The organism is Allobosea sp. UC22_33 (assembly GCF_042700715.1).
Classification (GTDB): Bacteria; Pseudomonadota; Alphaproteobacteria; order Rhizobiales; family Beijerinckiaceae; genus Allobosea.
The window spans coordinates 785,467-809,202 of the sequence record NZ_CP170556.1; the positions used below are offsets into that span (position 1 = coordinate 785,467).

Here is a 23,736-nt window from a genome sequence, read left to right on the forward strand (position 1 = left end):
GCGATGAACGCTCCCGTGCCCGGCGCACTGACCTCCTCGCTGCTCTATCTCGACGGCGTCAGCGTCTCCTTCGACGGCTTCAAGGCCATCCGGGGCCTGTCGCTGACCATCGAGCCCGGCGAGATGCGCGCCATCATCGGCCCGAACGGCGCCGGCAAGACCACGATGATGGACATCATCACCGGCAAGACGAAGCCCGATATCGGCACCGTGATGTTCGGCGGCTCAGTCGACCTGACGAAGCTCGACGAAGCCGCGATCGCCAATCTCGGCATCGGCCGCAAGTTCCAGAAGCCGACCGTCTTCGACTTCCACACGATCGAGGACAACATCCTGCTCGCGCTGAAATCGAAGCGCACGGTCGGCAAGACGCTGTTCTGGAAGACCGAGGCGCCGCAGCAGAAGCGCATCGACGACATCCTCGGCATCATCCGCCTTGCCGACCGGCGAGACAGGCTCGCAGGCTCGCTCTCGCACGGCCAGAAGCAGTGGCTGGAGATCGGCATGCTGCTCGCCCAGGACCCCAGGCTCCTGCTCGTCGACGAGCCGGCCGCCGGCATGACCGATGGCGAGACGGCGGAGACGGCGGTGCTGCTCAAGGAGATCGCGCGGGATCATTCGGTGATCGTCGTCGAGCACGACATGGGCTTCATCCGCGAGCTCGGCGTGAAGGTCACGGTGCTGCACGAGGGCGCGGTGCTGGCCGAAGGGCCGCTCGACCATGTCAGCGCCAACGAGCGCGTCGTCGAAGTCTATCTGGGGCGGTGATCACATGCTGACCGTCGACGCCATCAACCTCCACTACGGCGCCGCCCAGGCGCTGCGCCGCGTCTCCGTCGTGGCCGAGACCGGCAAGGTCACTTGCGTGATGGGCCGCAACGGCGTCGGAAAGACCTCGCTGATGCGCGCCATCGTCGGCCACCAGCCGATTTCCGGCGGCCACATCCGCCTCGACGGAGAAGACATCTCGGCCCTGCGCAGCGAGGATCGCGCGCGGGCCGGCATCGCCTATGTGCCGCAGGGGCGGGAGATCTTCCCGCTGCTGACGGTGAAAGAGAATCTGGAGACCGGCTACGCGCCGCTGAAGCGTCGCGAGCGCTTCGTCCCGGATGAACTCTTCGACCTCTTCCCCGTGCTGAAGACCATGCTGGGCCGGCGCGGCGGAGACCTCTCGGGTGGCCAGCAGCAGCAACTCGCCATTGCGCGAGCGCTGGTCACCCGACCCAGGCTGCTGGTGTTGGACGAGCCGACCGAGGGCATCCAGCCCTCGATCATCAAGGATATCGGCCGCGCCATCGAATACTTGCGCGGCAAGGGCGGCATGGCGATCGTGCTGGTCGAGCAGTATTTCGACTTTGCCTGCGACCTTGCCGACACGATGTTCGTGATGGACCGTGGCGAGGTCGTGCTGTCCGGGCCGATGAGCGAGCTTGACGGCGCGCAGGTTCAGAGACTGATTCAGGTCTGATGCGCCTGTGCCTTACCGACCATGCCTGACGGGAAGCTGCCCTGACGATGCTGGCGATAACCGATCTCCAGACCCTCGCACCGGCGCGGATGCAGCGCGCCCACGGGCAGGCGAGCGTCTCCTTCCATGCGCGTGACGGCCGGACTCGTCTCGATCGGTTGTTCCAGGAGGGCTGCGCAAAACTTCGCTTCCCGCGCCCGCTCGGCAACGAGGCCCCGCAGGCGATCCTCATCAACACGGCAGGCGGGCTGACCGGCGGAGACCGCTTCGGCACGGAGGTTGATCTGGCAGAAAACGCGCAGGCCTGCGTCACCACCCAGGCCTGCGAGCGCGTCTATCGCTCGACGGGGGCGGATGCCGTCGTCACCAATCGCCTGCGGCTCTCGGCCGGCGCGAGGCTCGCCTGGCTGCCGCAGGAGACGATCCTGTTCGAGGGCGGGCGCCTGTCCCGCAAGCTCGATGCCGACCTGGCTGGCGATGCCGAACTTGTCGCGGTGGAGGCCGTGCTGTTCGGCCGGCAGGCGATGGGCGAGACCTTGCATAGCGGCCACCTGCACGACCGCTGGCGCATCAGGCGCGATGGCCGCCTGATCTTCGCCGACGATCTGCGCGTCGAGGGCGATATCGCCGCCCGGCTCTCGCCACAGCCCGCCATGGCCGGCTGCCGCGCCATGGCGACGGTGCTGTTCAGCGGTCCGGCACCCGAGCGCTTCCTGGATCAGGCCCGGTCGATCATCGGGCCGGGCGGCGGCGCCAGCGCCTGGAACGGCAAGTTTCTCGCGCGGCTGGTCGAGGAGACCGGGCTCGCGCTCCGGCGGCGGCTGGAGCCGCTGCTCACCCTTCTCCTGGGCGGCCGGCCGCTGCCCAAGGTCTGGCAACTCTAGGGACTGACGGCATGAACCTGACACCGCGCGAGAAGGACAAGCTCCTGATCTCCATGGCAGCCATGGTCGCCCGGCGCCGGCTCGAGCGCGGCGTGAAGCTCAACCATCCCGAAGCGATCGCCCTGATCAGCGACTTCGTCGTCGAGGGCGCGCGCGACGGCCGCAGCGTCGCAGATCTGATGGAGGCCGGCGCCCATGTCGTCGGCCGCGCGCAGGTCATGGAGGGCGTCGCCGAGATGATCCACGACGTGCAGGTCGAAGCCACCTTCCCGGACGGCACCAAGCTCGTCACCGTCCACGAACCCATCCGCTGAGCGCGCAAGCCGGAGGCTGCCATGAAGAGATTGTCGATCGCCCTGATCCTGAGCGTCGGTGCCGCAAGCCCGGCCTTTGCCCATCTCAACCCGGCCGAGCACGGCTCCTTTGCCGCCGGCTTCTCGCATCCCTTGTTCGGCGTGGACCATATCCTGGCGATGGTCGGCGTCGGCCTCTGGGCCTTCCTCGTCGGCGGGCGCGCCATCTGGGCCATTCCCGCTGCCTTCGTCGTCACGATGATGCTGGGCTTTGGAGCCGCGCTGGCCGGCATCGGCCTGCCTTTCGTCGAGCCGACCATCGCGGCCTCGGTCGTGGTGCTCGGCCTGCTGGCTTTGGTTGCGCTGCAGGTCCAGGTCGCGGTCGGCATGGCGGTTGTCGGCTTCTTCGCGCTGTTCCACGGCTATGCCCATGGCGGTGAGATGGGCGAGGCGACGAGCCAGTCCTTCATGATCGGCTTCGCGCTGGCGACAGCCCTGCTGCACGCGGTCGGCCTCGGCATCGGCCTTGCCGGCAACGCGCTCTCGCGTCGCGGCCGGATCGCGGCGCGCATCGCCGGCGGCCTAACCGCGCTCGGCGGCCTCTGGCTGGTCACGGGAGCCTGAGGCGATGATCCCCGGAGAGGTCTTTCCCGCGGCGGGCGACATAATCCTCAACGCGGGCGCGCAGCAGGTCACGCTGCTGGTCGCCAATACCGGCGACCGGCCGATCCAGGTCGGCTCGCACTACCATTTCTTCGAGACCAACGACGCGCTCGATTTCGACCGCACTTCCGCTCGCGGCATGCGGCTCGATATCGCTGCCGGCACGGCCGTTCGCTTCGAGCCCGGCCAGCAGCGCGAGGTCCGCCTCGTGCCATTCGGGGGCGGGCGCGCCGTCTACGGCTTCCAGCAGAAGGTGATGGGGAAACTCTGATGCCGGCCAAGCTCTCCCACGCCGCTTACGCGCAGATGTATGGGCCGACGGTCGGAGACCGCGTCCGTCTCGCCGACACCGATCTCATCATCGAGGTCGAGAAGGACTTCACCGTCTATGGCGAGGAGGTGAAGTTCGGCGGCGGCAAGGTCATCCGCGACGGCATGGGCCAGAGCCAGGCGAGCCGCGCCGAAGGCGCGGTCGATACCGTCATCACCAACGCGCTGATCGTCGACCACTGGGGCATCGTGAAGGCCGATATCGGCCTGAAGGATGGGCGGATCGTCGCCATCGGCAAGGCCGGCAACCCGGATACGCAGCCAGGCGTCACCATCGTCATCGGCCCTGGAACGGAAGCCATCGCCGGCGAGGGCAAGATCCTGACCGCCGGCGGCGTCGACGCGCATATCCATTTCATCTGCCCGCAGCAGATTGACGAGGCGCTGATGGCCGGTATCACCACCATGCTCGGCGGTGGCACCGGCCCGGCCCATGGCACGCTGGCGACCACCTGCACGCCCGGCCCCTGGCATCTCGGCCGGATGATCCAGTCCTTCGACGCGGTGCCGATCAATCTCGGCCTCTCCGGCAAGGGCAACGCCTCGAAGCCGGCCGCGTTGATCGAGATGATCGAGGGCGGCGCCTGCGCGCTCAAGCTCCACGAGGACTGGGGCACGACGCCGGCAGCGATCGACAACTGCCTCAGCGTTGCCGACGGTTACGACGTCCAGGTCATGATCCACACTGACACGCTGAACGAGAGCGGCTTCGTCGAGGATACGGTCGCGGCCTTCAAGGGCCGCACCATCCATGCCTTCCACACGGAAGGCGCCGGTGGCGGCCACGCGCCCGATATCATCAAGGTCTGCGGTCTCCCGAACGTCATCCCGTCCTCGACCAATCCGACGCGGCCCTACACGCAAAACACCATCGCCGAGCATCTCGACATGCTGATGGTCTGCCATCACCTCTCGCCCTCGATTCCCGAGGATATCGCCTTCGCCGAGAGCCGCATCCGCAAGGAGACCATCGCAGCCGAGGATATCCTGCACGATATCGGCGCCTTCTCGATCATCTCGTCGGACAGTCAGGCCATGGGCCGCGTCGGCGAAGTGCCGATCCGGACCTGGCAGACAGCTCACAAGATGAAGGTCCAGCGCGGGCGCTTAGCCAGCGAGACCGGCGACAACGATAATCTTCGCGTGCGCCGCTATATCGCGAAATACACGATCAACCCGGCGATTGCGCAGGGCTTGTCGAAGCATGTCGGCTCGGTCGAGGTGGGGAAGCGCGCCGATCTCGTGCTCTGGAACCCGGCCTTCTTCGGCGTGAAGCCGGAGATGGTGCTGGTTGGCGGCATGATTGCGGCAGCCCCGATGGGCGATCCCAACGCCTCGATCCCGACCCCGCAGCCGATGCACTACCGGCCGATGTTCGGCGCCATGGGGCGCGCGCCAGCGATGTCCTCGGTGACCTTCGTCAGCGGAGCCGCGATCGCCAATGGGCTCAAGGAGAAGCTCGGTGTCGCCAAGGGCATGCTCGCGGTCGAGAACACGCGCGGCGGCATCTCCAAGGCCTCGATGATCCTCAACGACGCGACGCCGCATATGGAGGTCGATTCCGAGACCTACGAGGTCCGCGCCGATGGCGAGCTCCTGACCTGCGAACCCGCGATCGTGCTGCCGATGGCGCAGCGCTATTTCCTGTTCTGATCCGAGGCCTGCGATGCTCCGCGCCATTTCCCATAGCCACGGCGGCAGCGGCGAGCCTGCCGGCACACTCCGGCTCGACCATGCCGCCCGCCACCTGCGCCGCAAGCTCGTCACCACCGATCAGGGCGAGGAGATCATGGTCGATCTGCCTGAGCCGGTGCTCTTCGCCGATGGTGACCGGCTCGTGCTGCAGGATGGCCGCAGCGTAGCGATCGTCGCGGCAGAGGAGGAGCTCTACGAGGTGTTTCCCGGTCCGGGATGCCCGCTGCGCCATCTCGCCTGGCATCTGGGCAACCGCCACCTGCCGGCGCAGATCGACGAAACCCGCATCCTAATCCAGCGAGACCATGTCATCCGGGCGATGCTGGAAGGCCTCGGCGCTTCCCTGCGCGAGGTGGTCGCACGCTTCCAGCCGGTGCATGGCGCCTATCACGCTCATGGGCATGATCACGGGCACAGCCATCATCATGGTCATTGCCACGACCATCACCACAACCATGACTGAGGCCACTACGCTCGCCCGCCTGATGACCTGGCTCTCTCCGGCCTTCCCGGTCGGATCGTTCGCCTATAGCCATGGGCTGGAACGGGCGGTCCATGACGGATTGATCCGGGATCGGCAGAGCCTGCGCGAATGGCTGGAGACGCTGCTGGAACAGGGCTCCGCCTGGAATGACGCTGTGCTGCTGGCCGAAGCCTGGCGCACGATCGGCGCGGGCGATGACATCGCAGACGTCGCAGAACTGGCCGAGGCCATGTCAGGCTCGCGAGAGCGCCACATGGAAACCACGCTGCAAGGCGGCGCTTTCGTCGATGCGATGGCTGCCTGGAGCGGCGACGCGGCAGGCGGGGAGGGGCCGATCGCCTATCCGGTGGCCGTCGGCTCGGCTGCGGCGCGCCACGGCATCGCGATCACCGATGCGCTCACCGCTTATCTCCACGCCTTCGCGTCCAACCTTGTCCAGGCCTGCGTGCGGCTGGTGCCGCTCGGCCAGCGCGACGGGGTGGCGACGCTTGCCGCGCTTGAGCCTGTCATCCTGCGCACCGCCCGGCGCGCCGCCGCCTCGACGCTGGACGATCTCGGCTCCTGCACCATTCGCGCCGACATCCTGTCGATGAACCACGAAACGCAGTATTCAAGGGTCTTTCGCTCGTGAACTCCCCCAATGGTCCGCTCCGCGTTGGCATCGGCGGCCCGGTCGGCGTCGGCAAGACCACGCTCACAGAGAAGCTCTGCAAGGCGATGCGCGAGCGCTACTCGGTCGCCGTCGTCACCAACGACATCTTCACCAAGGAAGACGAGCTGATCCTCAACCGGCTGCAGGCCTTGCCGGAAGAGCGCATCATCGGCGTCGAGACCGGAGGCTGCCCGCATACTGCGATCCGCGAGGACGCCTCGATCAATCTCGCGGCCATCGCCGAGATGCGGCGGCGCTTCCCCGATCTCGATATCGTCTTCATCGAATCCGGCGGCGACAATCTCGCCGCGACCTTCTCGCCCGATCTCGCCGACATCACGCTCTATGTCATCGACGTCGCGGGCGGCGAGAAGATCCCGCGCAAGGGCGGGCCGGGGATCACGCGCTCGGACCTGCTGATCATCAACAAGATCGACCTCGCGCCCTATGTCGGTGCCAATCTCGACGTGATGCGTTCGGACACCGAAAAGCAGCGCGCCGGTCGTCCGTTCGTCTTCAGCGACCTCAACCGGCTCACCGGGGTCGAGGAGATCGTCGCCTTCATCGAGAAGAACGGCGGCCTCGCCGCTGCCTAGGCAGTCCCGGCCGTTTCGGCCTCAGCGATGGTGGGCGGCGCTGGCGCTGCGCGCTCCTCACCCTGCCTGCGGGCGGAAGGCCGAAGGGGCGAAGCTCGCCAGTTCCTGCAGCAGCATCGGCCAGGCCCTGAGGCCGAGCGCGACCGAGGGGATGTGGAAGAATTCGTTGGGCGCATGCACGTCCTCGTCCGGCAGGTTGAAGCCGAACATCAGCGTGTCCAGACCCAGCGTTTCCTTGAAGATCGCGGTGATCGGCACGGTGGCGCCGAGCCGGACATGCACCGGCTCCTGCCCGGAGGTCTGGCGCAGCACGGCTGTCGCCGCCTGCACGAGCGGGTGGTCCGCTGCGAGCGTGGAGGCCGGCGATCCTCCGCCGATCGCCTCGAAGCGGATCCGGACGCCCGGTCGCGCGGCTGCGAGGATATGGTCCTTCAGGGACTGGGCCGCCTGGTCGGGGTCTTGCCCCGGCGCCAGGCGGATGGTGATCTTGGCCCTCGCCTCATCCGGGATGACGGTCTTGGAGCCGGCGCCGGTATAGCCGCCCCACAGTCCGTTCACGTCGATCGCGGGGCGCAGCGTCAGGCGTTCGCGGATGCTGTAGCCGGCCTCGCCCGCATCGAGCCCGCCGATATCGGCGATGAAAGCAGCCTCGTCGAAGGGCAGGGCGGCCGTATCGCTCCGGTCGCGTTCCGACAGCGGCCGCACCGCATCCATCAGGGCAGGGACGGCGATGGCGCCCTCCGCATCGTGGAGGGAGGCGACGATGGCGGAGAGCTCGTGCAGGGCATTGCGCACAGAGCCGCCATAGCGGCCGGAATGCAGCTCCTTGTCGGCGGTCCGCACGACGAGCTCGAGCTTGGTCAGGCCGCGCGCGCCGACATTGATCGTGGGTACGGTCGGGCTCGCCCGGCCGCCATCGGCCGAGATCATCGCATCGGCCTTGAGCAGGTCGCCGTAGCGGCGGACGATCTCGTGCAGGCTCGGGCTGCCGGTCTCCTCCTCGCCCTCGATGAACAGCTTGATATTGACCGGGCAGCGCCCCTCGACCGCGAGGAAGGCCGCGACGGTCTCGATCGCGATCGTGGTCGAGCCCTTCACATCGGAGGCACCGCGCGCATAGAGGCGTCCGTCGCGGATCGTCGGCTCGAAGGGCGGCGATTGCCAGAGCGCCAGCGGGTCCGGCGGCTGCACGTCGTAATGACCGTAGACGATGATCGTCGGCGCCCCCGGCGCACCCAGCCAGGCGCCGTAAACGGCAGGTTGTCCGCCGCCGTCGAGCAGCTGGACGTCGGCGAGGCCGATGCCCGTCAGCCAGTCCAGCAGAAAAGCGCGCGTATCGGCCATGCCCTGCGCATAGGCGGGGTCGGTGCTGACGCTCGGCAGCCTGAGGAAGGCATCGAGGCGGGCCATCACGTCGTCATGGCGCCGCTGCAAGTAGTCGACGACGGGTTCGGCGCTCATCGCGAGCCTCCGCTCATGGGTTCGGGAGATGGCTCTTCGGTCGGGGCCAGCAGGTCGGCCGGCATCTCGATCTCGGCCGAGAGCAGCAGGAAGGAGAGCGTCTTGCCGTGGCCGTCCAGCCCGAGGCTGCCATTGACGCCGCCATCCAGCACATCGTCGAGAACGAAGTTGAAGGCGTTGAGCTTCGGTAGCTCATAGCGCCTGACGGCGGTGGGCTGGCGCTCGCGGAAGACGCGCGCGACGAACGCCTCCGTCAATCGTTCGCGCAGGGGCGCGAAGAAACGCGGTTCGCGGCAGATGACGGCGATGTTGAGCCGGTTGCCCTTGTCGCCGGAGCGGGCATGGGCGAGCCGGTACAGCGAAACCGTGCGGGTCATGCCATCTCCAGAAACGAGACTTGCGGTACGACGTGCTTGCGATCCACCAGGCAGGACGCGCTGCGCAGCCGGGGCGTCAGGCGCCTGCGGACGCCGCCGCCACCGGCGGGGCCGGCGCAATACAGCGCCTCGACCTCGTCGAGCAGGCATTCAGCCGCGGCGCGATCGGTGGACTCGGCCGCGAACCGGACGCGCAGGTCGCTGTCAGTGACATCCGGCACCTCTGCCGCCAATCGCATTCCGTTCGTATCGCCGAAGACGCTGACCACACCGATCAGGTCGGCGCGAACCCGCAAGCTGGGGTGGAGGCGGGCGAGGCGCTTCATCACCGTCTCGATGGCGAGGGCGGCGCGGGATTTCGCGTTGGGGCCGGCATAGGAAATCTCGGCCTCGGCCAGCCATCCGCCGTCGAAGCACACCGTCGCCTTCAGCGTCTCGGGCCGCGCTCGTCCACGCGCGCCGCTCACCCGGACGCGATCAGGCCCGATTTCCGCGATCTCGGCCTGCGTGAGATCGAGGATCACATCCGGCGTCAGATAGGCGGCCGGATCGTGGATCTCGTAGAGCATCTGTTCCGTGACCGTCCGGCGGTCGACGAGGCCGCCCGTCCCCGCTGGCTTGGTGACCACGAAGCTACCGTCCGGCTCGACCTCCGCGATCGGATAACCCAGCACATCCAGGCCCGGCACGTCCTTGACGCCGGGATCGGCGAAATAGCCGCCTGTCACCTGCGATCCGCATTCGAGAAGGTGGCCCGCGAGGATGCCGGCCGCGAGCCTGTCCCAATCGTCATCCGCCCAGCCGAAGCTGTATTTCAGCGGGCCGAGCACGAGGGCGGGATCGGCGACGCGCCCTGTCACGACGATATCGGCGCCCGCGCCGAGCGCTTTTGCGATCGCATCAGCCCCCAGATAGGCATTCGCCGAAATGATGGCGGGTTTGGCGCTGAGCAAGGCACCATCCGTCTCCATGCCGGCGAAATCGGCGGAGCTGAACGCGTCCCGCAGATCGTCGCCGGTCACCACCGCGATCTTCAGACCGGGGCAGCCGAGCTCGATGGCCCAGCTCCTTATTTTCGCGGCGGCGCCAAAGGGATTGGCCCCGCCAAAATTGCCGATGATCTTGATGCCTGCGGCGGCGCAGGGCGCCAGCGCCGGCCAGAGCAGGCGTTGCAGCGCGGGCACCTCGCCGCGCGCCGGATCAGCCAGGCGATCGAGCTGCGCGAGCGCGAGGGTGCGTTCCGCGAGGGTCTCGAAAATCAGGAAGCGCGGGCCGTCATGGCGCGCGAGCGTTTCGATCAACGGCCCCGAAGCGTCGGAACGATCGCCGGCAAACCCGGCCGCGGCTCCGATCCAAACCTGCTCTGTCATCGCTGCGTTCCGCCGTCTGCGAGGTCGGCCCAGCAAACGCTCCAGCGGAAAAATGTCAAATAATGACAGTTAATCTATTCATAGGGTTAAGCTATGAATTGGAGTGCCTTTGAATGCGGCTTCGTCAATGAACCTGACACTGCGCCAGCTCGAAATTCTCGTCGCCATCGGCGATACGCTGAGCCTGACTGGCGCGGCCGAGAAGCTCGGCGTCTCGCAGCCATCGGTCAGCGAAACCCTGAGGCGGGTCGAGGCCGAGCTGGGTTGCAGGCTGGTCGACCGCACGACGCGGCAACTGGCGCTGACCTATGAAGGCCAGCATGTCGTGGCGAGCGCACGCGAAGCGATGCGAAGCCTGGCAGGCACCTTCGAAGCCATCGCGCGGCGCGGCGACGGCGTGCATGGTCGCTTGTCCATCGCCGCATTGCCGTCAGCCGTCTGCACCTTGCTGCCGCCGGTGCTGCGTGCCTTCCGCGACCGCTATCCGGGCATCGCGGTCGCGGTGCGCGATGCCTTGCAGGATCGTGCGATGGCGATGCTGCAGGAGGGAAGCGTCGATCTCGTCATTGCCGGCCGGCCCGACGGCCAGGGCGCCTTCGTCTTCGAAGAGATCGCGAATGATCGACTCACGCTGGTCGTGTCGCGCCGGCATCCCTTGTCCGGGCGCGGCAGCGTCGACTGGAGCGACTTGGCGGCTTGCGAATTCATCGCGATGTCGCCGTCCTCCTCCGTCCGGCGCCTCACCGATGCGGGCTTCATCCATGCCAATCTGCCGGTGGCGCCGGCTTATGAGGTCGACCAGATTTCCTGCGCAGCGGCACTGGCCGCGGCCGGGCTCGGCGTGACGGCGCTGCCGACGATGACATTCGCCATGTTCAGGGCCGATGAGCTGGCGATGATCCCGCTGGTCGCGCCGACGATCGAGCGCAGCATCGGCATGGCCTGGCTGAAGGACCGGCCGCTTTCGGCCAGCGCGATCAAGTTCGCCGCCGTCCTGCGCTCCGCGAGCGCTTGAGGTCGACAGGGTGTCTTTTCGCGAGAATGGCGGCCGGCATGGCCGGCTTATTTCAGCTGGCTGTCCTTGCTGCCGCGCCGATTGTAGCCGGATTGCGCCGCCGAGCGGTCATGGCCGGACTGGCAGGCGACGCAGAGCCGCGCGCCGGGCATGGCGAGGCGCCGCGCTTCCGGAATTTCGTCGCCGCATTCCCTGCAATGGATTTCGCCGGGGCCGCTCGGCAGCCGCGAGCGTGCCAGCCGAACCGCATCCGAGATCGAGCCGTCGATCTGGTCCTGAACCGCTCCGTCCGGAGCCCATCCGCTCGCCATCGCGCCATCTCCTTGGCCCTTAAGATGGCCTTGGGCCGCGCGAAATCCAAGAGCTTCCGCTCAGGCGAAGCGCTTGGCTCCAGCGACGCAGAGCACGACCACGGCGGTCGCCGCGATCATCGTCCAGGCAACCGGCTCGCCTAGCAGCCAGCCTGCCAGCATGAGCCCGAAGAACGGTTGCAGGAGCTGGAGCTGGCCGACGCTGGCGATGCCGCCGAGCGCCAGGCCTCGATACCAGAACACGAAGCCGACCAGCATGCTGAAGACCGAGACGTAGGCAAGGCCGATCCAGGCCGGCGTGCCGATGCCTTGCCATGTCGGAGGCCAGAACAGCAGTGCGACCGCGGCCATCGCCGGCAACGACAGCAGGAGCGCCCAGGAGATCACCTGCCAGCCCCCCAGCCGGCGCGACAGCGTCGCGCCTTCGGCATAGCCGAGCCCGCAGAGCAGGACGGCCGCGACCATCAGCAGGTCCCCCGTCAGCGAGCCGCTGTCGCTGTTGGCGAGCGCGAAACCTGCGACGGTAGCGCTGCCGATCCCCGAAAACAGCCAGAACACCGGGTTCGGACGCTCGCCGCCGCGCAGCACGCCGAACAGCGCGGTCGCGAGCGGCAGCAGCCCTATGAAGACGATCGAACGCGCCGAGGGGATATGCTGGAGGGCGAGCGCCGTCAGCAGCGGGAAGCCGAGCACGACGCCGAGAGCGACGATCGCGAGCGGGCGGATATCCGAGCGAGCAGGCCATTGCTGGCGCAGCAGCATGAGACAGGCCGCCCCCAGCAGCGCCGCGATCGCGGCGCGGGCGCCTGTCAGGAACAACGGCGAAAAGCCGGCCACCGCCACGCGCGTCGCCGGCAAAGAGCCGCTGAAGATCAGCACGCCGATCAGCCCGCTGCCCCAGCCCTTGCCGCCCCAATCCTTGATCATGCGCGTCCGCCCTGCTTCTGCACCGGAAGCCGTGCTCTAGGCATCTGCGCCGGACAGGACCAGCGACAGACCGATACATTCATGGCAAACTGTATGCCTATGGATAGCCATACAATCAGCTGGAGCGAAACTGGATCGACGCGAACGGAGGCGGTGATGGCCGCGATCCGCGGCCGGCTGGCGGCGCGGACACTGACGCCCGGCGACCGCCTGCCTTCGATCCGCGGCTTCGCCGCGACGATGAAGGTTTCGCCCTCCACCGTGGTCGAGGCCTATGATCGCCTCGCGGCCGAGGGCCTGATCCGTGCCCGGCAGGGTTCCGGCTTCTACGTGACCGGCGGTGGTCTGCCACCCTTGGCGCTGACGCAGGCTGCCTCGCCGCAGGAACTCGTGGTCGATCCGTTCTGGGTTTCGCGCCAGTCGCTCGATGCCGAGCCCGGTGCGCTGAAGCCCGGCTGCGGCTGGCTCCCGCCCGACTGGATGCCGGACGAGGCCTTGCGCCGCGGCTTCCGGGCGCTGGCCCGTGCCGATGGCGCGATCCTCACCGATTACGGCGGCACGCGCGGTGCTTCCGTCCTGCGCCGGCTCCTGCTCGGGCGCTTCGCCGAGGCCGGGCTCGCGGTTTCGCCGGAACAGCTCATGCTGACCGGCTCGGGGACGCAGGCGCTCGACCTGATCTGCCGTTTCCTGCTGCGACCCGGCGATGCCGTCCTCGTCGACGACCCCTGCTACTTCAACTTCCAGGCGTTGCTGCGAGCGCATCAGGTGCGTGTGCTGAGCACGCCTTATACGCCTGCCGGCCCCGATATCGCGGCGTTCGAGGCGGTGGTCGCGGCCGAGCGTCCGCGCCTCTACCTGACCAATTCCGGATTGCACAATCCGACCGGCGCCGGCCTGTCGCCGCAGGCCGCCTATCGCGTGCTCAGCACGGCTGCCGCCAACGACATGATCATCGTCGAGGACGACATCTTCGCCGATTTCGAGCCCGAGCCGTCGTCGCGGCTGGCGGCGCTCGACGGGCTGGAGCGCGTCATCCGGATCGGCAGCTTCTCGAAGACGCTCTCGGCGGCTACCCGCTGCGGCTATATCGCCGCGCGCGCCGATTGGATCGAAGGACTTGTCGACCTGCAGGTCGCGACCAATTTCGGTGGGCCAAGCCCGGTCTCCACTGAGCTTCTGGCGGGCGTCCTCGCCGGCGGCAGCTATCGCAAGCATATGGAAGAGCTGCACCGCCGCCTGGCCCAGGCACGGCGGGAGGTCGCCGCAAGGCTTGAGCCGCTCGGGATTCGCCCCTGGCTGATGCCGCGTGGTGGCTTCTATCTCTGGTGCCGTTTGCCTGAAGGCATCGATTCCGCCGAACTGGCCCAGCTCGCCGTGATGCAGGGCGTGGTGCTGGCGCCGGGCAATGTCTTCAGCGTCGCCCAGACGGCCGGCAGCTTCATGCGCTTCAACGTCGCCCAGTCACGCGATCCGCGCGTCTTCGCGGTGCTCGGGCAGGCGATGGCGACCATGCGCCGGCAGGGCGGACCAGCCGCCCGCGATTGATCCAGCGCAGGATGGGCCTATGCCGCACTCGTCAGCCCGCTGCCCCCCTGTTATAGACCGCGGCAATAACCGGCCCGGCCGGACAGGACCGAAAGCTTTGAGATCATGCATCTGAGGATCGGCACGCGCCGCAGCCCGCTGGCGATGGCCCAGACCAACCACGTCATGGGCCTGATCCGGGAGAAGTTCCCGCAGGCGGAATTCACCCTCTGCCAGATCGCCACGATCGCCGATCGCGACCGCGTTTCCGAGTTCCACCAGTTCGGCATGGTCGGCGTCTTCGCGGTCGAGCACGAGCAGCAGCTGGTGAAGCGCGAGGTCGATTTCGTCGTCCATTCGCTGAAGGACTTGCCGACCACATTGCATGAGGGTCTCGTCCTTGCCTCGGTGCCGCCGCGCGAGGATCCGCGCGATGCGCTTTGTGGTGCGACCATGGCCTCGCTGCGCCAGGGCGCGCGCGTCGGCACGGGTTCGCTGCGCCGTCGTGCCCAGATCCTGAATCTGCGGCCGGATGTCACCGTCGTTCCGATCCGCGGCAATGTCGGCCCACGCCTCGCCAAGATCGGCGGGGAGGATGCGCTCGATGCGGTCATCCTTGCCCAAGCCGGCTTGCGCCGGCTGGGACTGGACGAGGCCTCGTCGGAGGCGCTGGCCCCGTCCCTGTTCCCCTATGCGGTCGGACAGGGCGCGCTCGGGCTCGAAGCCCGCGCCGAGGATACGGCGGTGATCGAGGTGCTGAAGGCGATCGAATGTCCCAAGGCCCGTGCCGAGGCCGAGGCCGAACGCGAGATGATGCATGCGCTGGGGGCAGGGTGCAGCCTGCCGGTCGGTGCCTGCGCGACATGGCAGGACGGGCGCCTGACGCTGCACGCGCAGGTGACCTCGATCGAGGGCACGGAACGCGTCGTCGCGGATCAGAGCGCGGCACCCGAGCAGGCGCGCGAGCTTGGCCTCACCGTTGCGCAGATCCTGAAGGAGCGGGGCGGCGTCGCGATCCTCGAGAAGAGCTATCGCGGCCACTATCCGAGCTTCAAGTCGATCTAGGTCACTACCTCGGCCTTGGCGCGTCGCTCAGGGCGGATCGCGCGGATCATCGATACTGGGCTTGCCCAGCATCGCCTCGCCAGGGCCGCTTGAGCGCGCCCAGAAGGTTGCGAGGGCGATCCCGATCGGCACGGCGATCAGGATGATCCAGAAGATAAAGCTCCAATCACCTGTCACGGCTGTCCTCTAGCGCAGCTCAAACCTTGGGTGGAAGCGAGCCCCGATCGAAGACAGGGATCGATTCCGTCTTGCCGCGCAATGGCATGCCGACAGGCACATCCTCGACGGCCTGACGCACGGCCTCTTCCGTTTCCGTCAGCCCGTCCGGGGTGTCGTTGGCATCGCTGCCGGCATCATGGACATTGGTGCGGTCGCTGACGCGGTGGCTCTCGGTCGGGTCAGCCTCGACGGCGGTCTGGTTGGTGTTTGCGGGTCCGCGCTCATCCTCGAGCGGGGCTAGGTTCTCGCGATTCCTATCGGCCGGGGCCATGGCGGCTCTCCTTTGAAGGGTTTCAGGAGCAAGCTCTCAGCGGCGGCATTGTTCCCGCGATGTCAGGCGGCCAGCAGCCCGAGCGCGCGCTCGATCCGCGAGCAGCCGGGCTTGGCGCGCGCCTTCGCATAGGTCTTCTGCAGGCGGCCGCTGGCATAGGCGTCGATGACGATCGCGTGGACATAGCTCTTGCGGACGACGGCCGGCGTGTTAACCAGCTTCTCCGAGATCGAGCGCATGATGTCGGCGAGCTGGCGCTTGCGTCCGGCTTCGCTCGCCACCGCCTCGCCGGCGAGCAGCAGTTCCGCGGCGGCGGCATTGGCTGCAAGCATGCGCAAATCCTTGCTGCTGACCGGCAAGCCGCAGGCGCGTTTGAGATAGGCGTTGATCTCGGCCGCATGGATTGGCGCGACGGAGCCGTCTTCGTTCCGATGTTGCAGCAGGCGCCGGCCGGGCAGGGTGATGATCCGCGCGATCGCGCGCGCCAGCGGCGCATCGTCGATCGCGCAGGAAATCTCCTTGCCGCTCTTGCCGCGGAAATGCAGCGCGACCCGGGTGCCCGTCAGCGAGACATGGCGCTTGAGCAGCGTCGAGGTGCCGTGGCTGCCATTCTTCCTGGCATAGGTTTCGTTGCCGACGCGCAGATGGCCACGGTCGATGATGGCCGCCGCGCAGGCCAGCGCCTTGTCGCGCGACAGCACCCGCGCCTTGACGTCGGCCGCGATGCGGGCGCGCAGCTTGGGCAGGGCCTCGATCAGACGGGCGAGCCGCTTGAGCTTGCGCCGCTCGCGCACCTTCTCCCAATCGGGATGGTAGCGATGCTGGATGCGGCCGGCCTCGTCATGCCCGATGGCCTGAAGATGGGCGCGCGGATCGGCTGCGATCCTGACATCCACATAAGCCGGCGGGATGGCCAGCGAGCGGATGCGGGCAAGCGTGTCCTCATCCGTGACCTTGCCGCCCTCCGCATCGCGATAGCCGAAGGAGCGGCCGTGGCGGATGCGGCGGATCGCAAGTTCGTCAGACGAAACGCGTCGCAGTCGCGTCGCGGCGGAAGGGCGTTTAGCGTGCGGGGAAACCGGCATTGGCTGGCTCGCAGAGGTCCGCTGCGGAAACCGCGCCATCGCCCAGTTGGTTCCGCTCAGTCGAGCATATTCACCACATTTCGACAAGCGCGCAGGTTTCTGGGGATGCATGCGCGAAAATCAGTGGCCAGGGCGCAGGTTCCTCGCCCACATTGTCAAAAAAATTGAACGCTATCTGGGGAGATGACGGTGCCGCGCGTTTTGATTGCCGAGTTCATGCATGAGACGAACACCTTCAGTGTTCAGCTCACGGACGAGGCCACCTTCAGGGCGCATGGCGCTTTCAGTGACAACGAAATTCCCGGCGCCTTCCGCGGCACGCGCACCTCGATGGGGGCGGCCTTCGAGGCGGCCGACAAGTTCGGCTGGAGCCTCGTCCATCCGCTGGTGACCGGCGCCAACCCGTCCGGCCGCGTCACCGATGCCGCCTTCGATCTCTTCGCCGGCCAGATCGTCGATGCCGCTCCGGGCGTCGATGGCGTGCTGCTGCACCTCCATGGCGCCATGTCGACCGAAAGCTCGGACGATGGCGAGGGCGAATTGCTGGCGCGGCTGCGCAAGCGGATCGGTCCCGATGTTCCCGTCGTCGCGGTGCTCGACCTGCACGCGACGGTCACGCAGCTCATGGCCGACAACGCCAATGCGCTGATCTCCTACCGCACCTATCCGCATATCGACCAATACGAGCGGACCTGGCAGGCGGCCGAACTGCTGCAGCGTGCGATCAAGGGCGAGATCAAGCCCAAGGTCGCGCTCGCCCGCCGGCCGATCCTCTATGCGCTCGATGGCGGGCGCACGACCTCGCCGCCCTTCCTCGAATTGCTGCGCCGCGGCGATGCGCTCGAAGCATCCGGCGACGCGCTCGTCGTCAGCGTCCAGGCGGGTTTCTCCTCGGCCGACGTCCACGATATCGGCCCCTCGATCGCGGTCACGGCCGATGATCGCGGCAAGGCTCAAGGCATCGCCGAAGAGCTGATGGACTATGCCTGGGAACAGCGCCGCTTCTCCTCGATCCATTTCACGCCGCTGGCCGAGGCCATGGCCCGCGCCAAGGCAGGCGAGGCCGATACGGGCAAGCCCGGCTACAAGCCGGTGGTGATCTCGGACTATTCCGACAATCCCGGCTCCGGCGCCTATGGCGATGCCACCAACCTGCTGCGCGCCGTTCTCGATGCCGGGCTGAAGAATGTCGGCTTCCACGCGATCAACGACCCCGAGGCCGTGCTCGCCGCGCAGGCGATCGGCGTCGGCAAGCGCGGCCGGATCAAGCTCGGCGGCAAGGTCGATCCGAGCATGGGCGGCGGCCCGCTCGATCTCGACGCCCATGTCGTCGCCATAACGGACGGCTATTTCCTCTGCCATGGCCCGATGGCCGGCGGCGTCTGGCGCAATTACGGGCTCTCGGCCCTGCTGCGCGTCGACGATGTCGAGATCATCGTCATCACCCATAACGGCCAGGCGACGGACCTCGCGCAGTTTACTTCGCTGGGCGTCGACCCGACCCGGAAATCGACGGTGATCGTCAAGTCGATGCAGCATTTCCGCGCCGCCTTCGAGCCGATCGCGCGCGAGGTGCTGGAGGTCGATACCGGCGCGCTCTCGACCCGCAATTTCAAGGAGCGGCCCTATAAGAAGGTCCGCCGCCCGATCTTCCCGCTCGACGATATCTGACCGCCGCTCTCACGAGCCGCGACGACTGGACTTGAGGAGAACACCATGGCGATTCAGGCCGATATCGTATTGCGCAACGGACCGATCTGGTGCGGGCGCGAGGAGGGCGTCGTCGAGGCGCTGGCGATCTTCCGGGACAAGGTGCTGGCTGCCGGCAACGATGCCGAGATCAAGCCGCTGATCGGGCCTAAAACCCGCGTCATCGACCTGAAGGGCCGGCTGGCGACGCCGGGCCTGAATGATTCCCATCTGCATCTCGTCTCGCTCGGCATGACCATGGGCTGGGTCGATTCCAAGCCGGAGAGCGCGCCGACGCTGGAAGCCCTGCTGGGCGCCATTTCGGCCCGCGCCGCACAGTCGAAGCCCGGCGAATGGATTCTCTCGCGCGGCTACGACCAGACCAAGCTCGATACCGGCCGCCATCCCTATCGCGAGGAGCTCGACCGCGCCGCGCCGAACAATCCTGTGATGCTGGTGCGCGCTTGCGGCCATATCGCGATCTGCAATTCGGAGGCGTTGCGCCTCGGTGGCATCGACGAGCAATCACCGACGCCTCAGGGCGGCCTGATCGAGCAGCAGAACGGCCGCCTCACCGGACTGCTCGCCGAGAACGCACGCGCGCCGGTCCAGGCGGCAATTCCCGCCGCGACCGAAGAAGACATCATCGCCGGCATCGAGCGCGGCGGGCAGTATTTGCTCTCACTCGGCATCACCAGCTGCATGGATGCCGCCGTCGGCCAGAAGGGCGGCTTCCGCGAAATCGCTGCCTATCACCGCGCCAAGCGCGACGGGCGCCTGCCGGTCCGCACCTGGCTGACCCTGCTCGGCGACGACGGCCGCTCGATCGTGCCTGATTGCTACGACGCCGGCCTGATCTCCGGCACCGGCGACGAGATGCTGATGATCGGCGCGGTCAAGCTCTTCCTGGACGGCTCGGCCGGTGGCCGCACCGCCTGGATGACCGAGCCCTATCTCGGCGAGGACAAGACCACCGGCGTCTGGATGTGGGAGGATGCCGAGCTCGAGCGCATGGTGCTCGATGCCCATAAGAAGGGCTATCAGCTCGCCTGCCACGCCATCGGCGATGCCGCGATCGAGCAGTTGATCACGGCCTATGAGAAGGCGCTCGCTGCCTATCCCGATCCAGACCGCCGCCACCGCATCGAGCATTGCGGCTTCTCGACCCCGGAGCAGCACGAGCGCATGGTCAAGGCCGGCATCTATCCCTGCCCGCAGCAGGTCTTCATCCACGATTTCGGCGATGCCTATGTGAAGGTGCTCGGCCCCGAGCGGGCGCTGCCGAGCTATCCGTTCCGCACCTGGTTCGATCTCGGCCTGAAGCCGGCGACCGGGAGCGACGCGCCGGTCTGCGACCCCAACCCCTTCCCGAATTTCCACACCATGCTGACGCGTGAGACCTGGAAGGGCACGGTGATGGATGCGGCCCAGCGCGTCTCGATCGAGGAAGCCCTGCAGGCCTATACCGAGTTCGGCGCCTTCTCGCAGAAGCAGGAACATGTGAAGGGCCGGCTCGCGCCGGGCTTCCTGGCCGATGTCGCGGTGTTCTCGCGCGATCTGCTGAGCGCCGCTCCGGCCGATATCCTCAAGGACACGCGCTGCGATCTGACCATTCTCGGCGGCGAGGTGGTCTACGAACGGGGTGCTTGAGGGAGAAGCATCTTCGAGCGAAAAAGGCCGGTCCGCGTGAAGAAAATGCGAAAAGGACACCCGAGCAGCTTCGCGGCACCGTGAATCGCGTGGCTGCGCGGGGAATTTGACCGTGCGGGGGAAGACAAGCGCGGTAAAGCCGTTATGGTTCCACTTGAAAGCAAACAACTCCGGGCCAACCGGAGCACATCGGAAAACGGGAGGATTGATCGTGTTGTTGAAGAAATTTGCCTTCGCCACTGCGTTGACGCTGGCGGCCTTTACGATCTCGGCGCAGGCTCAGGAGCCGCGCCGTGGCGGAACGATCCGCTTCACGGCGCCTTATGGCGCCTCCTTCGTCAGCAATGACAGCCACGTCTCGAACCAGATCCAGGACGAGATCTACGGCTATGCGCTGCACGGCATGCTGTTCCGCTGGGATTCGAACGCCGGCAAGCCGGAGCCCGAGCTCGTCAAGAGCTACACCACCTCGACAGACGGGCTGACGCACACGCTGAAGCTCCGCGACGACGCCTTCTTCCACAACGGCCGCAAGATGACGGCCGACGACGTCATCTGGTCGTTCCATCGCCTGGTCGACGGCTCCAAGAACTATCCGGGCGCGCGCCACGTCTCGCGCATCAAGGGTGGTGCCGAGGTCCGCAAGGGTGAGGCCAAGGAGATTTCCGGTCTCAAGAAGATCGATGATTTCACCATCGAGATGACGATGACCGACGCCGTCGATCCCGGCTTCCTGTACTTCAGCGCCCCGACGGCGATCCTGCCGGCCAAGGAAGCGCAGGAGCCCGACTTCTTCAACAAGCCGATCGGTCTCGGGCCGTTCAAGTTTGTCGAGCACGTTCCCGGCTCGCGGATGGTCTTCGAGCGCTGGGAGAAGTACTACAAGGCCGGCAAGCCCTATGCCGACAAGCTCGTGATCTCGCCGATGGGTGAGGCCGCCGCCCGCGACGTCGCCTTCCGCAACAAGGAGATCGACGTCTCGATCCTGGGCTCGACCCAGTATGTCGCCTACAAGGCCGACCCGAACCTCTCCAAGGGCATTCTCGAGGTTGCGGAGGTCTTCACCCGCAACATGGGCATGAACCCGGAGTTCAAGCCCTTCTCCGACAAGCGGGTGCGTCAGGCGATCAACTATGCGATCGACAGCGAGCTGATCATCAAGCGCCTCGTCCGCGACAAGGCCTATCGCGCGGTGAGCTGGCTGCCCAGCTCGGTCCCGGCTTTCGACAAGGACGCCAAGCCCTACGCCTTCGATCCCGAGAAGGCGAAGAAGCTGCTCACCGAAGCGGGCTATCCGGACGGTTTCGAGTTCGAATGGACCGCGACGCCGAACGAGAGCTGGGGCATCCCGATCGTCGAGGCGACCATTCCCATGCTCGCCAAGGTCGGCATCAAGGTGAAGGTCAAGCCGGTCGAGACCTCGGCGCTTGGTGGCGTCATCGCGAAGGGCGACTTCCAGGCTTATATCTGGTCGAACACCTCGGGTCCCGACGCGCTGACCGCGCTGAAGTGCTTCCACTCGACGACGCCGCGCTCATCCTGCAACTACACCACCTTCAAGAACACGGCCTATGACAAGCTGCTCGACGATGCCGCGGCCGAGAAGGACGCCGGCAAGAAGCTCGATCTGCTGAAGAAGGCCAATGCCATGCTGCAGGACGAGGCTCCGGTCTGGTTCTTCAACTACAACAAGGCGGTTCTGGCCTATCAGCCCTGGCTGCACGGCCTCCAGCCGAATGCGACGGAGCTTGCGCTCCAGCGTTACGAGGATCTCTGGGTCGACGCCTCTTCGCCCGCGGCGAAGTAAGCGCCTCCGCGGAGGTTCCCGCAGCTCGACGATACCCGTCCCCCGGACCGGCGGCCATGCTGCCCGTCCGGGGTGACGACGATTTTCGAGCCTTGACCTGAGTCCGCCCAGCGGCGGCGATCAGGAGTTGTCCATGCTGCCCTATGTCTTTCGCCGCCTGCTGCAGGCCATCCCGATCCTGCTTGCGGTCGCCGCGCTCATCTTCGTGATGTTCAGCGTCATCCCCGGCGACTTCGCCTCGACCCAGATGTCCGATGGCCGCTCGGTCGTCGATGCCGACCAGGTCGCGCGGATGAACAAGCAGTTCGGCCTCGATGATCCCGTTCATGTGCGCTTCGCGAATTATGCCATGAAGCTCGCGACCTTCGATCTCGGCACGTCGTTCCGCACCCGCCAGCCGGTGATCAATTCACTGATGGAGCGCATCTGGCCCAGTCTTCAATTGGCCATCGCCGCCATGGCGTTCGCCATCATCCTCGGCGTTCCGCTCGGCTTCCTGGCGGCGCTGAAACCGGGCGGCTGGCTCGACATGCAGTCGATGTTCGTCGCGGTGTCCGGCCTGTCCCTGCCGCAGTTCTGGCTCGGGCTGATGCTGATGTACGCTTTCGCCCTGGTTCTCGGCTGGTTCCCAAGCTTCGGCTATGGCGACGGCAATCCGCGCTACATCGTGCTGCCGGCGGTCGCGCTCGGCGTCGCGCCGCTCGCATTGCTCGCCCGCACGACGCGCGCTGCCGTGCTCGAGGTCATGAACGCCGATTTCGTCCGCACCGCCCGCGCCAAGGGCAACAGCGAGGTCCGGGTGATGCGCTGGCATGTCGCGCGCAACGCGATGGTCATCGTGCTGACGACGCTGGGCCTGCAGTTCGGCTCGATCATGGGCGGCGCCGTCGTGATCGAGAAGCTCTTCGCCTGGCCGGGCATCGGCTCGCTGCTGGTCGACAGCGTGTCGCTGCGCGACATCCCCGTCGTCCAGGCCTGCATCCTGCTGCTCGTGCTCTTCTTTCTCGTCGTGAACATCATCGTGGACGTGCTCTGCGCTCTGATCGATCCGCGCATCAAATACACCTAGGGGCGGGGCATGAAATTCCGGGCTAATCTGTGGATCGGCGGCGTGCTTTTCGCCGCCGTCGTGGTCGGCGGGACGCTGGCGCCCTGGCTGGCGCATACCGACCCCGTCATGGACGCCAATCTGATGAATGCCGAGGTTCCGCCCGGCAGCGAGTTCTGGTTCGGCACGGATGCGCAGGGCCGCGACATCTACAGCCGCGTGCTCTACGGCGCGCGCATCTCGCTGACGGTCGGCATCGTCTCGCAATTGATCAACACGGTGATCGGCGTGGCGCTGGGCATGTCGGCCGGGTATTTCGGCGGCTGGTGGGATGATTTCGTCAACGGCCTGACCAACCTCATGCTGTCGATCCCCTCGCTGGTCTTCGCGCTCGCCATCATGGCGATCCTCCAGCCAGGCCTGACCAGCCTGCTGATCGCGCTCGGCCTGACCAACTGGTCCTATACCTGCCGGCTGTCGCGGGCCGCGACGCTGTCGATCAAGCAGCAGGGCTATGTCGAGGCGGCGCGCTCCTTCGGCTCCAGCAACCTGCGCATCATGCTGCTGCAGATCCTGCCGAACATCGCCGGCCCGATCATCGTCATCGGCACGCTCGGCATGGGCGGCGCCGTGCTGGCGGAGGCCGCGCTCTCCTTCCTGGGGCTCGGCATCCGTCCGCCCTTCCCGAGCTGGGGCTCGATGCTCTCCGACGCGCGCGACCAGATCACCACCGCGCCCTGGATCTCGATCTTCCCGGGCCTCGCCATCTTCATGACCGTGCTCGGCCTCAACCTGCTGGGTGACGGCCTGCGCGACATCCTCGACCCGCATTCGCAGCTTCGCAAAGCCTGA

Annotated in this window: 26 protein-coding genes; 18 read left to right on the forward strand and 8 right to left on the reverse strand. The window is 66.9% G+C overall.

Annotated features, from left to right (window positions below):
- Window positions 1-3: 3 nt before the first annotated feature.
- The 10 genes from urtD to ureG are packed head-to-tail and all read left to right on the forward strand — an operon-like array spanning window position 4 to window position 7,065.
- Window positions 4-768 carry an urea ABC transporter ATP-binding protein UrtD gene (urtD, locus tag ACFJGT_RS03665; protein WP_377845970.1) on the forward strand — a complete coding sequence of 255 codons (765 nt, stop codon included), beginning with the start codon at window positions 4-6 and terminating at the stop codon, window positions 766-768.
- Window positions 769-772: 4 nt separating this feature from the next.
- The gene (gene urtE, locus ACFJGT_RS03670; protein ID WP_377845972.1) at window positions 773-1,468 is read left to right on the forward strand and encodes an urea ABC transporter ATP-binding subunit UrtE; all 696 of its coding nucleotides are present in this window, start codon (window positions 773-775) and stop codon (window positions 1,466-1,468) included.
- Window positions 1,469-1,515: 47 nt separating this feature from the next.
- Window positions 1,516-2,352, forward strand: coding sequence for an urease accessory protein UreD (locus ACFJGT_RS03675; RefSeq protein ID WP_377845974.1), 837 nt, complete (start codon window positions 1,516-1,518; stop codon window positions 2,350-2,352).
- A gap of 11 nt (window positions 2,353-2,363) precedes the next feature.
- Window positions 2,364-2,666 (forward strand): urease subunit gamma, encoded by a 303-nt coding sequence (locus ACFJGT_RS03680; RefSeq protein WP_199084835.1) that lies wholly within the window; start codon window positions 2,364-2,366, stop codon window positions 2,664-2,666.
- Window positions 2,667-2,687: 21 nt separating this feature from the next.
- Window positions 2,688-3,269 carry a HupE/UreJ family protein gene (locus ACFJGT_RS03685; protein WP_377845976.1) on the forward strand — a complete coding sequence of 194 codons (582 nt, stop codon included), beginning with the start codon at window positions 2,688-2,690 and terminating at the stop codon, window positions 3,267-3,269.
- Between the two features lie 4 nt (window positions 3,270-3,273).
- Window positions 3,274-3,579, forward strand: coding sequence for an urease subunit beta (locus tag ACFJGT_RS03690; protein WP_377845978.1), 306 nt, complete (start codon window positions 3,274-3,276; stop codon window positions 3,577-3,579).
- On the forward strand, window positions 3,579-5,291 hold the full coding sequence (gene ureC, locus ACFJGT_RS03695) for an urease subunit alpha (protein WP_377845980.1): 1,713 nt from the start codon (window positions 3,579-3,581) through the stop codon (window positions 5,289-5,291). Before ACFJGT_RS03690 ends, ureC begins: the two co-directional genes overlap by 1 nt.
- Before the next feature lie 13 nt (window positions 5,292-5,304).
- Complete coding sequence (locus ACFJGT_RS03700; RefSeq protein ID WP_377845982.1) at window positions 5,305-5,796, forward strand: urease accessory protein UreE; 492 nt, start codon at window positions 5,305-5,307, stop codon at window positions 5,794-5,796.
- Window positions 5,759-6,448, forward strand: coding sequence for an urease accessory protein UreF (locus ACFJGT_RS03705; protein WP_377848915.1), 690 nt, complete (start codon window positions 5,759-5,761; stop codon window positions 6,446-6,448). The genes ACFJGT_RS03700 and ACFJGT_RS03705 overlap by 38 nt, the downstream gene beginning before the upstream one ends.
- Entirely contained in the window at window positions 6,445-7,065 is a 621-nt protein-coding gene (gene ureG, locus ACFJGT_RS03710) for an urease accessory protein UreG (protein WP_377845984.1), read from the forward strand. Before ACFJGT_RS03705 ends, ureG begins: the two co-directional genes overlap by 4 nt.
- 57 nt (window positions 7,066-7,122) lie before the next feature.
- Here ureG and ACFJGT_RS03715 read toward each other — a convergent pair whose 3' ends face one another.
- The 3 genes from ACFJGT_RS03715 to ACFJGT_RS03725 are packed head-to-tail and all read right to left on the reverse strand — an operon-like array spanning window position 7,123 to window position 10,273.
- Window positions 7,123-8,526 (reverse strand): dipeptidase, encoded by a 1,404-nt coding sequence (locus tag ACFJGT_RS03715; RefSeq protein WP_377845986.1) that lies wholly within the window; start codon window positions 8,524-8,526, stop codon window positions 7,123-7,125.
- A complete protein-coding gene (locus tag ACFJGT_RS03720; RefSeq protein ID WP_377845988.1) occupies window positions 8,523-8,903 on the reverse strand; it encodes a hypothetical protein in 381 nt (126 codons plus the stop codon). Before ACFJGT_RS03720 ends, ACFJGT_RS03715 begins: the two co-directional genes overlap by 4 nt.
- Window positions 8,900-10,273, reverse strand: a complete 1,374-nt coding sequence (locus ACFJGT_RS03725; RefSeq protein ID WP_377845990.1) for an acyclic terpene utilization AtuA family protein — start codon at window positions 10,271-10,273, stop codon at window positions 8,900-8,902. Before ACFJGT_RS03725 ends, ACFJGT_RS03720 begins: the two co-directional genes overlap by 4 nt.
- 127 nt (window positions 10,274-10,400) lie before the next feature.
- Between ACFJGT_RS03725 and ACFJGT_RS03730 the strand changes: the two genes are divergently transcribed.
- Complete coding sequence (locus tag ACFJGT_RS03730; RefSeq protein ID WP_377845992.1) at window positions 10,401-11,288, forward strand: LysR family transcriptional regulator; 888 nt, start codon at window positions 10,401-10,403, stop codon at window positions 11,286-11,288.
- A 47-nt stretch (window positions 11,289-11,335) separates the two neighbouring features.
- On the opposite strand, the gene ACFJGT_RS03735 is transcribed toward ACFJGT_RS03730, so the two are convergent.
- Window positions 11,336-11,599: a DksA/TraR family C4-type zinc finger protein gene (locus ACFJGT_RS03735; protein WP_377845994.1), complete on the reverse strand. Its 264-nt coding sequence runs from the start codon at window positions 11,597-11,599 to the stop codon at window positions 11,336-11,338.
- Window positions 11,600-11,659: 60 nt separating this feature from the next.
- A complete protein-coding gene (locus ACFJGT_RS03740; protein ID WP_377845996.1) occupies window positions 11,660-12,526 on the reverse strand; it encodes a DMT family transporter in 867 nt (288 codons plus the stop codon).
- A gap of 156 nt (window positions 12,527-12,682) precedes the next feature.
- On the opposite strand from ACFJGT_RS03740, the gene ACFJGT_RS03745 reads away from it, so the two are divergent.
- The gene (locus ACFJGT_RS03745; RefSeq protein ID WP_377845998.1) at window positions 12,683-14,071 is read left to right on the forward strand and encodes a PLP-dependent aminotransferase family protein; all 1,389 of its coding nucleotides are present in this window, start codon (window positions 12,683-12,685) and stop codon (window positions 14,069-14,071) included.
- Between the two features lie 105 nt (window positions 14,072-14,176).
- On the forward strand, window positions 14,177-15,115 hold the full coding sequence (gene hemC, locus ACFJGT_RS03750) for a hydroxymethylbilane synthase (protein ID WP_377846000.1): 939 nt from the start codon (window positions 14,177-14,179) through the stop codon (window positions 15,113-15,115).
- Window positions 15,116-15,142: 27 nt separating this feature from the next.
- On the opposite strand, the gene ACFJGT_RS03755 is transcribed toward hemC, so the two are convergent.
- The 3 genes from ACFJGT_RS03755 to ACFJGT_RS03765 form a co-directional block, all read right to left on the reverse strand.
- Window positions 15,143-15,292, reverse strand: a complete 150-nt coding sequence (locus tag ACFJGT_RS03755) for a hypothetical protein (protein ID WP_377846002.1) — start codon at window positions 15,290-15,292, stop codon at window positions 15,143-15,145.
- A gap of 19 nt (window positions 15,293-15,311) precedes the next feature.
- Window positions 15,312-15,605 carry a hypothetical protein gene (locus tag ACFJGT_RS03760; protein WP_377846004.1) on the reverse strand — a complete coding sequence of 98 codons (294 nt, stop codon included), beginning with the start codon at window positions 15,603-15,605 and terminating at the stop codon, window positions 15,312-15,314.
- 62 nt (window positions 15,606-15,667) lie between these two features.
- On the reverse strand, window positions 15,668-16,690 hold the full coding sequence (locus ACFJGT_RS03765) for a DNA topoisomerase IB (protein ID WP_377846006.1): 1,023 nt from the start codon (window positions 16,688-16,690) through the stop codon (window positions 15,668-15,670).
- A 189-nt stretch (window positions 16,691-16,879) separates the two neighbouring features.
- Here ACFJGT_RS03765 and ACFJGT_RS03770 point away from each other — a divergent pair, with 189 nt between their 5' ends.
- The 5 genes from ACFJGT_RS03770 (at window position 16,880) to ACFJGT_RS03790 (ending at window position 23,736) form a co-directional block, all read left to right on the forward strand.
- Entirely contained in the window at window positions 16,880-18,361 is a 1,482-nt protein-coding gene (locus tag ACFJGT_RS03770) for a M81 family metallopeptidase (RefSeq protein ID WP_377846009.1), read from the forward strand.
- Between the two features lie 45 nt (window positions 18,362-18,406).
- The gene (locus ACFJGT_RS03775; protein WP_377846011.1) at window positions 18,407-20,029 is read left to right on the forward strand and encodes an amidohydrolase; all 1,623 of its coding nucleotides are present in this window, start codon (window positions 18,407-18,409) and stop codon (window positions 20,027-20,029) included.
- Between the two features lie 217 nt (window positions 20,030-20,246).
- Window positions 20,247-21,836 (forward strand): ABC transporter substrate-binding protein, encoded by a 1,590-nt coding sequence (locus tag ACFJGT_RS03780; RefSeq protein WP_377848916.1) that lies wholly within the window; start codon window positions 20,247-20,249, stop codon window positions 21,834-21,836.
- Between the two features lie 133 nt (window positions 21,837-21,969).
- The gene (locus ACFJGT_RS03785) at window positions 21,970-22,905 is read left to right on the forward strand and encodes an ABC transporter permease (protein ID WP_377846013.1); all 936 of its coding nucleotides are present in this window, start codon (window positions 21,970-21,972) and stop codon (window positions 22,903-22,905) included.
- Window positions 22,906-22,914: 9 nt separating this feature from the next.
- Window positions 22,915-23,736 carry an ABC transporter permease gene (locus tag ACFJGT_RS03790; RefSeq protein ID WP_377846015.1) on the forward strand — a complete coding sequence of 274 codons (822 nt, stop codon included), beginning with the start codon at window positions 22,915-22,917 and terminating at the stop codon, window positions 23,734-23,736.

Bases quoted from the DNA above. Each gene is read 5' to 3' on its own strand.
- urtD (WP_377845970.1), top strand. From the start codon at position 4: ATGAACGCTCCCGTGCCCGGCGCACTGACCTCCTCGCTGCTCTATCTC.
- urtE (WP_377845972.1), top strand. From the start codon at position 773: ATGCTGACCGTCGACGCCATCAACCTCCACTACGGCGCCGCCCAGGCG.
- ACFJGT_RS03675 (WP_377845974.1), top strand. From the start codon at position 1,516: ATGCTGGCGATAACCGATCTCCAGACCCTCGCACCGGCGCGGATGCAG.
- ACFJGT_RS03680 (WP_199084835.1), top strand. From the start codon at position 2,364: ATGAACCTGACACCGCGCGAGAAGGACAAGCTCCTGATCTCCATGGCA.
- ACFJGT_RS03685 (WP_377845976.1), top strand. From the start codon at position 2,688: ATGAAGAGATTGTCGATCGCCCTGATCCTGAGCGTCGGTGCCGCAAGC.
- ACFJGT_RS03690 (WP_377845978.1), top strand. From the start codon at position 3,274: ATGATCCCCGGAGAGGTCTTTCCCGCGGCGGGCGACATAATCCTCAAC.
- ureC (WP_377845980.1), top strand. From the start codon at position 3,579: ATGCCGGCCAAGCTCTCCCACGCCGCTTACGCGCAGATGTATGGGCCG.
- ACFJGT_RS03700 (WP_377845982.1), top strand. From the start codon at position 5,305: ATGCTCCGCGCCATTTCCCATAGCCACGGCGGCAGCGGCGAGCCTGCC.
- ACFJGT_RS03705 (WP_377848915.1), top strand. From the start codon at position 5,759: ATGGTCATTGCCACGACCATCACCACAACCATGACTGAGGCCACTACG.
- ACFJGT_RS03715 (WP_377845986.1), bottom strand. From the start codon at position 8,526: ATGAGCGCCGAACCCGTCGTCGACTACTTGCAGCGGCGCCATGACGAC.
- ACFJGT_RS03720 (WP_377845988.1), bottom strand. From the start codon at position 8,903: ATGACCCGCACGGTTTCGCTGTACCGGCTCGCCCATGCCCGCTCCGGC.
- ACFJGT_RS03725 (WP_377845990.1), bottom strand. From the start codon at position 10,273: ATGACAGAGCAGGTTTGGATCGGAGCCGCGGCCGGGTTTGCCGGCGAT.
- ACFJGT_RS03730 (WP_377845992.1), top strand. From the start codon at position 10,401: ATGAACCTGACACTGCGCCAGCTCGAAATTCTCGTCGCCATCGGCGAT.
- ACFJGT_RS03735 (WP_377845994.1), bottom strand. From the start codon at position 11,599: ATGGCGAGCGGATGGGCTCCGGACGGAGCGGTTCAGGACCAGATCGAC.
- ACFJGT_RS03740 (WP_377845996.1), bottom strand. From the start codon at position 12,526: ATGATCAAGGATTGGGGCGGCAAGGGCTGGGGCAGCGGGCTGATCGGC.
- ACFJGT_RS03745 (WP_377845998.1), top strand. From the start codon at position 12,683: ATGGCCGCGATCCGCGGCCGGCTGGCGGCGCGGACACTGACGCCCGGC.
- hemC (WP_377846000.1), top strand. From the start codon at position 14,177: ATGCATCTGAGGATCGGCACGCGCCGCAGCCCGCTGGCGATGGCCCAG.
- ACFJGT_RS03760 (WP_377846004.1), bottom strand. From the start codon at position 15,605: ATGGCCCCGGCCGATAGGAATCGCGAGAACCTAGCCCCGCTCGAGGAT.
- ACFJGT_RS03765 (WP_377846006.1), bottom strand. From the start codon at position 16,690: ATGCCGGTTTCCCCGCACGCTAAACGCCCTTCCGCCGCGACGCGACTG.
- ACFJGT_RS03775 (WP_377846011.1), top strand. From the start codon at position 18,407: ATGGCGATTCAGGCCGATATCGTATTGCGCAACGGACCGATCTGGTGC.
- ACFJGT_RS03785 (WP_377846013.1), top strand. From the start codon at position 21,970: ATGCTGCCCTATGTCTTTCGCCGCCTGCTGCAGGCCATCCCGATCCTG.
- ACFJGT_RS03790 (WP_377846015.1), top strand. From the start codon at position 22,915: ATGAAATTCCGGGCTAATCTGTGGATCGGCGGCGTGCTTTTCGCCGCC.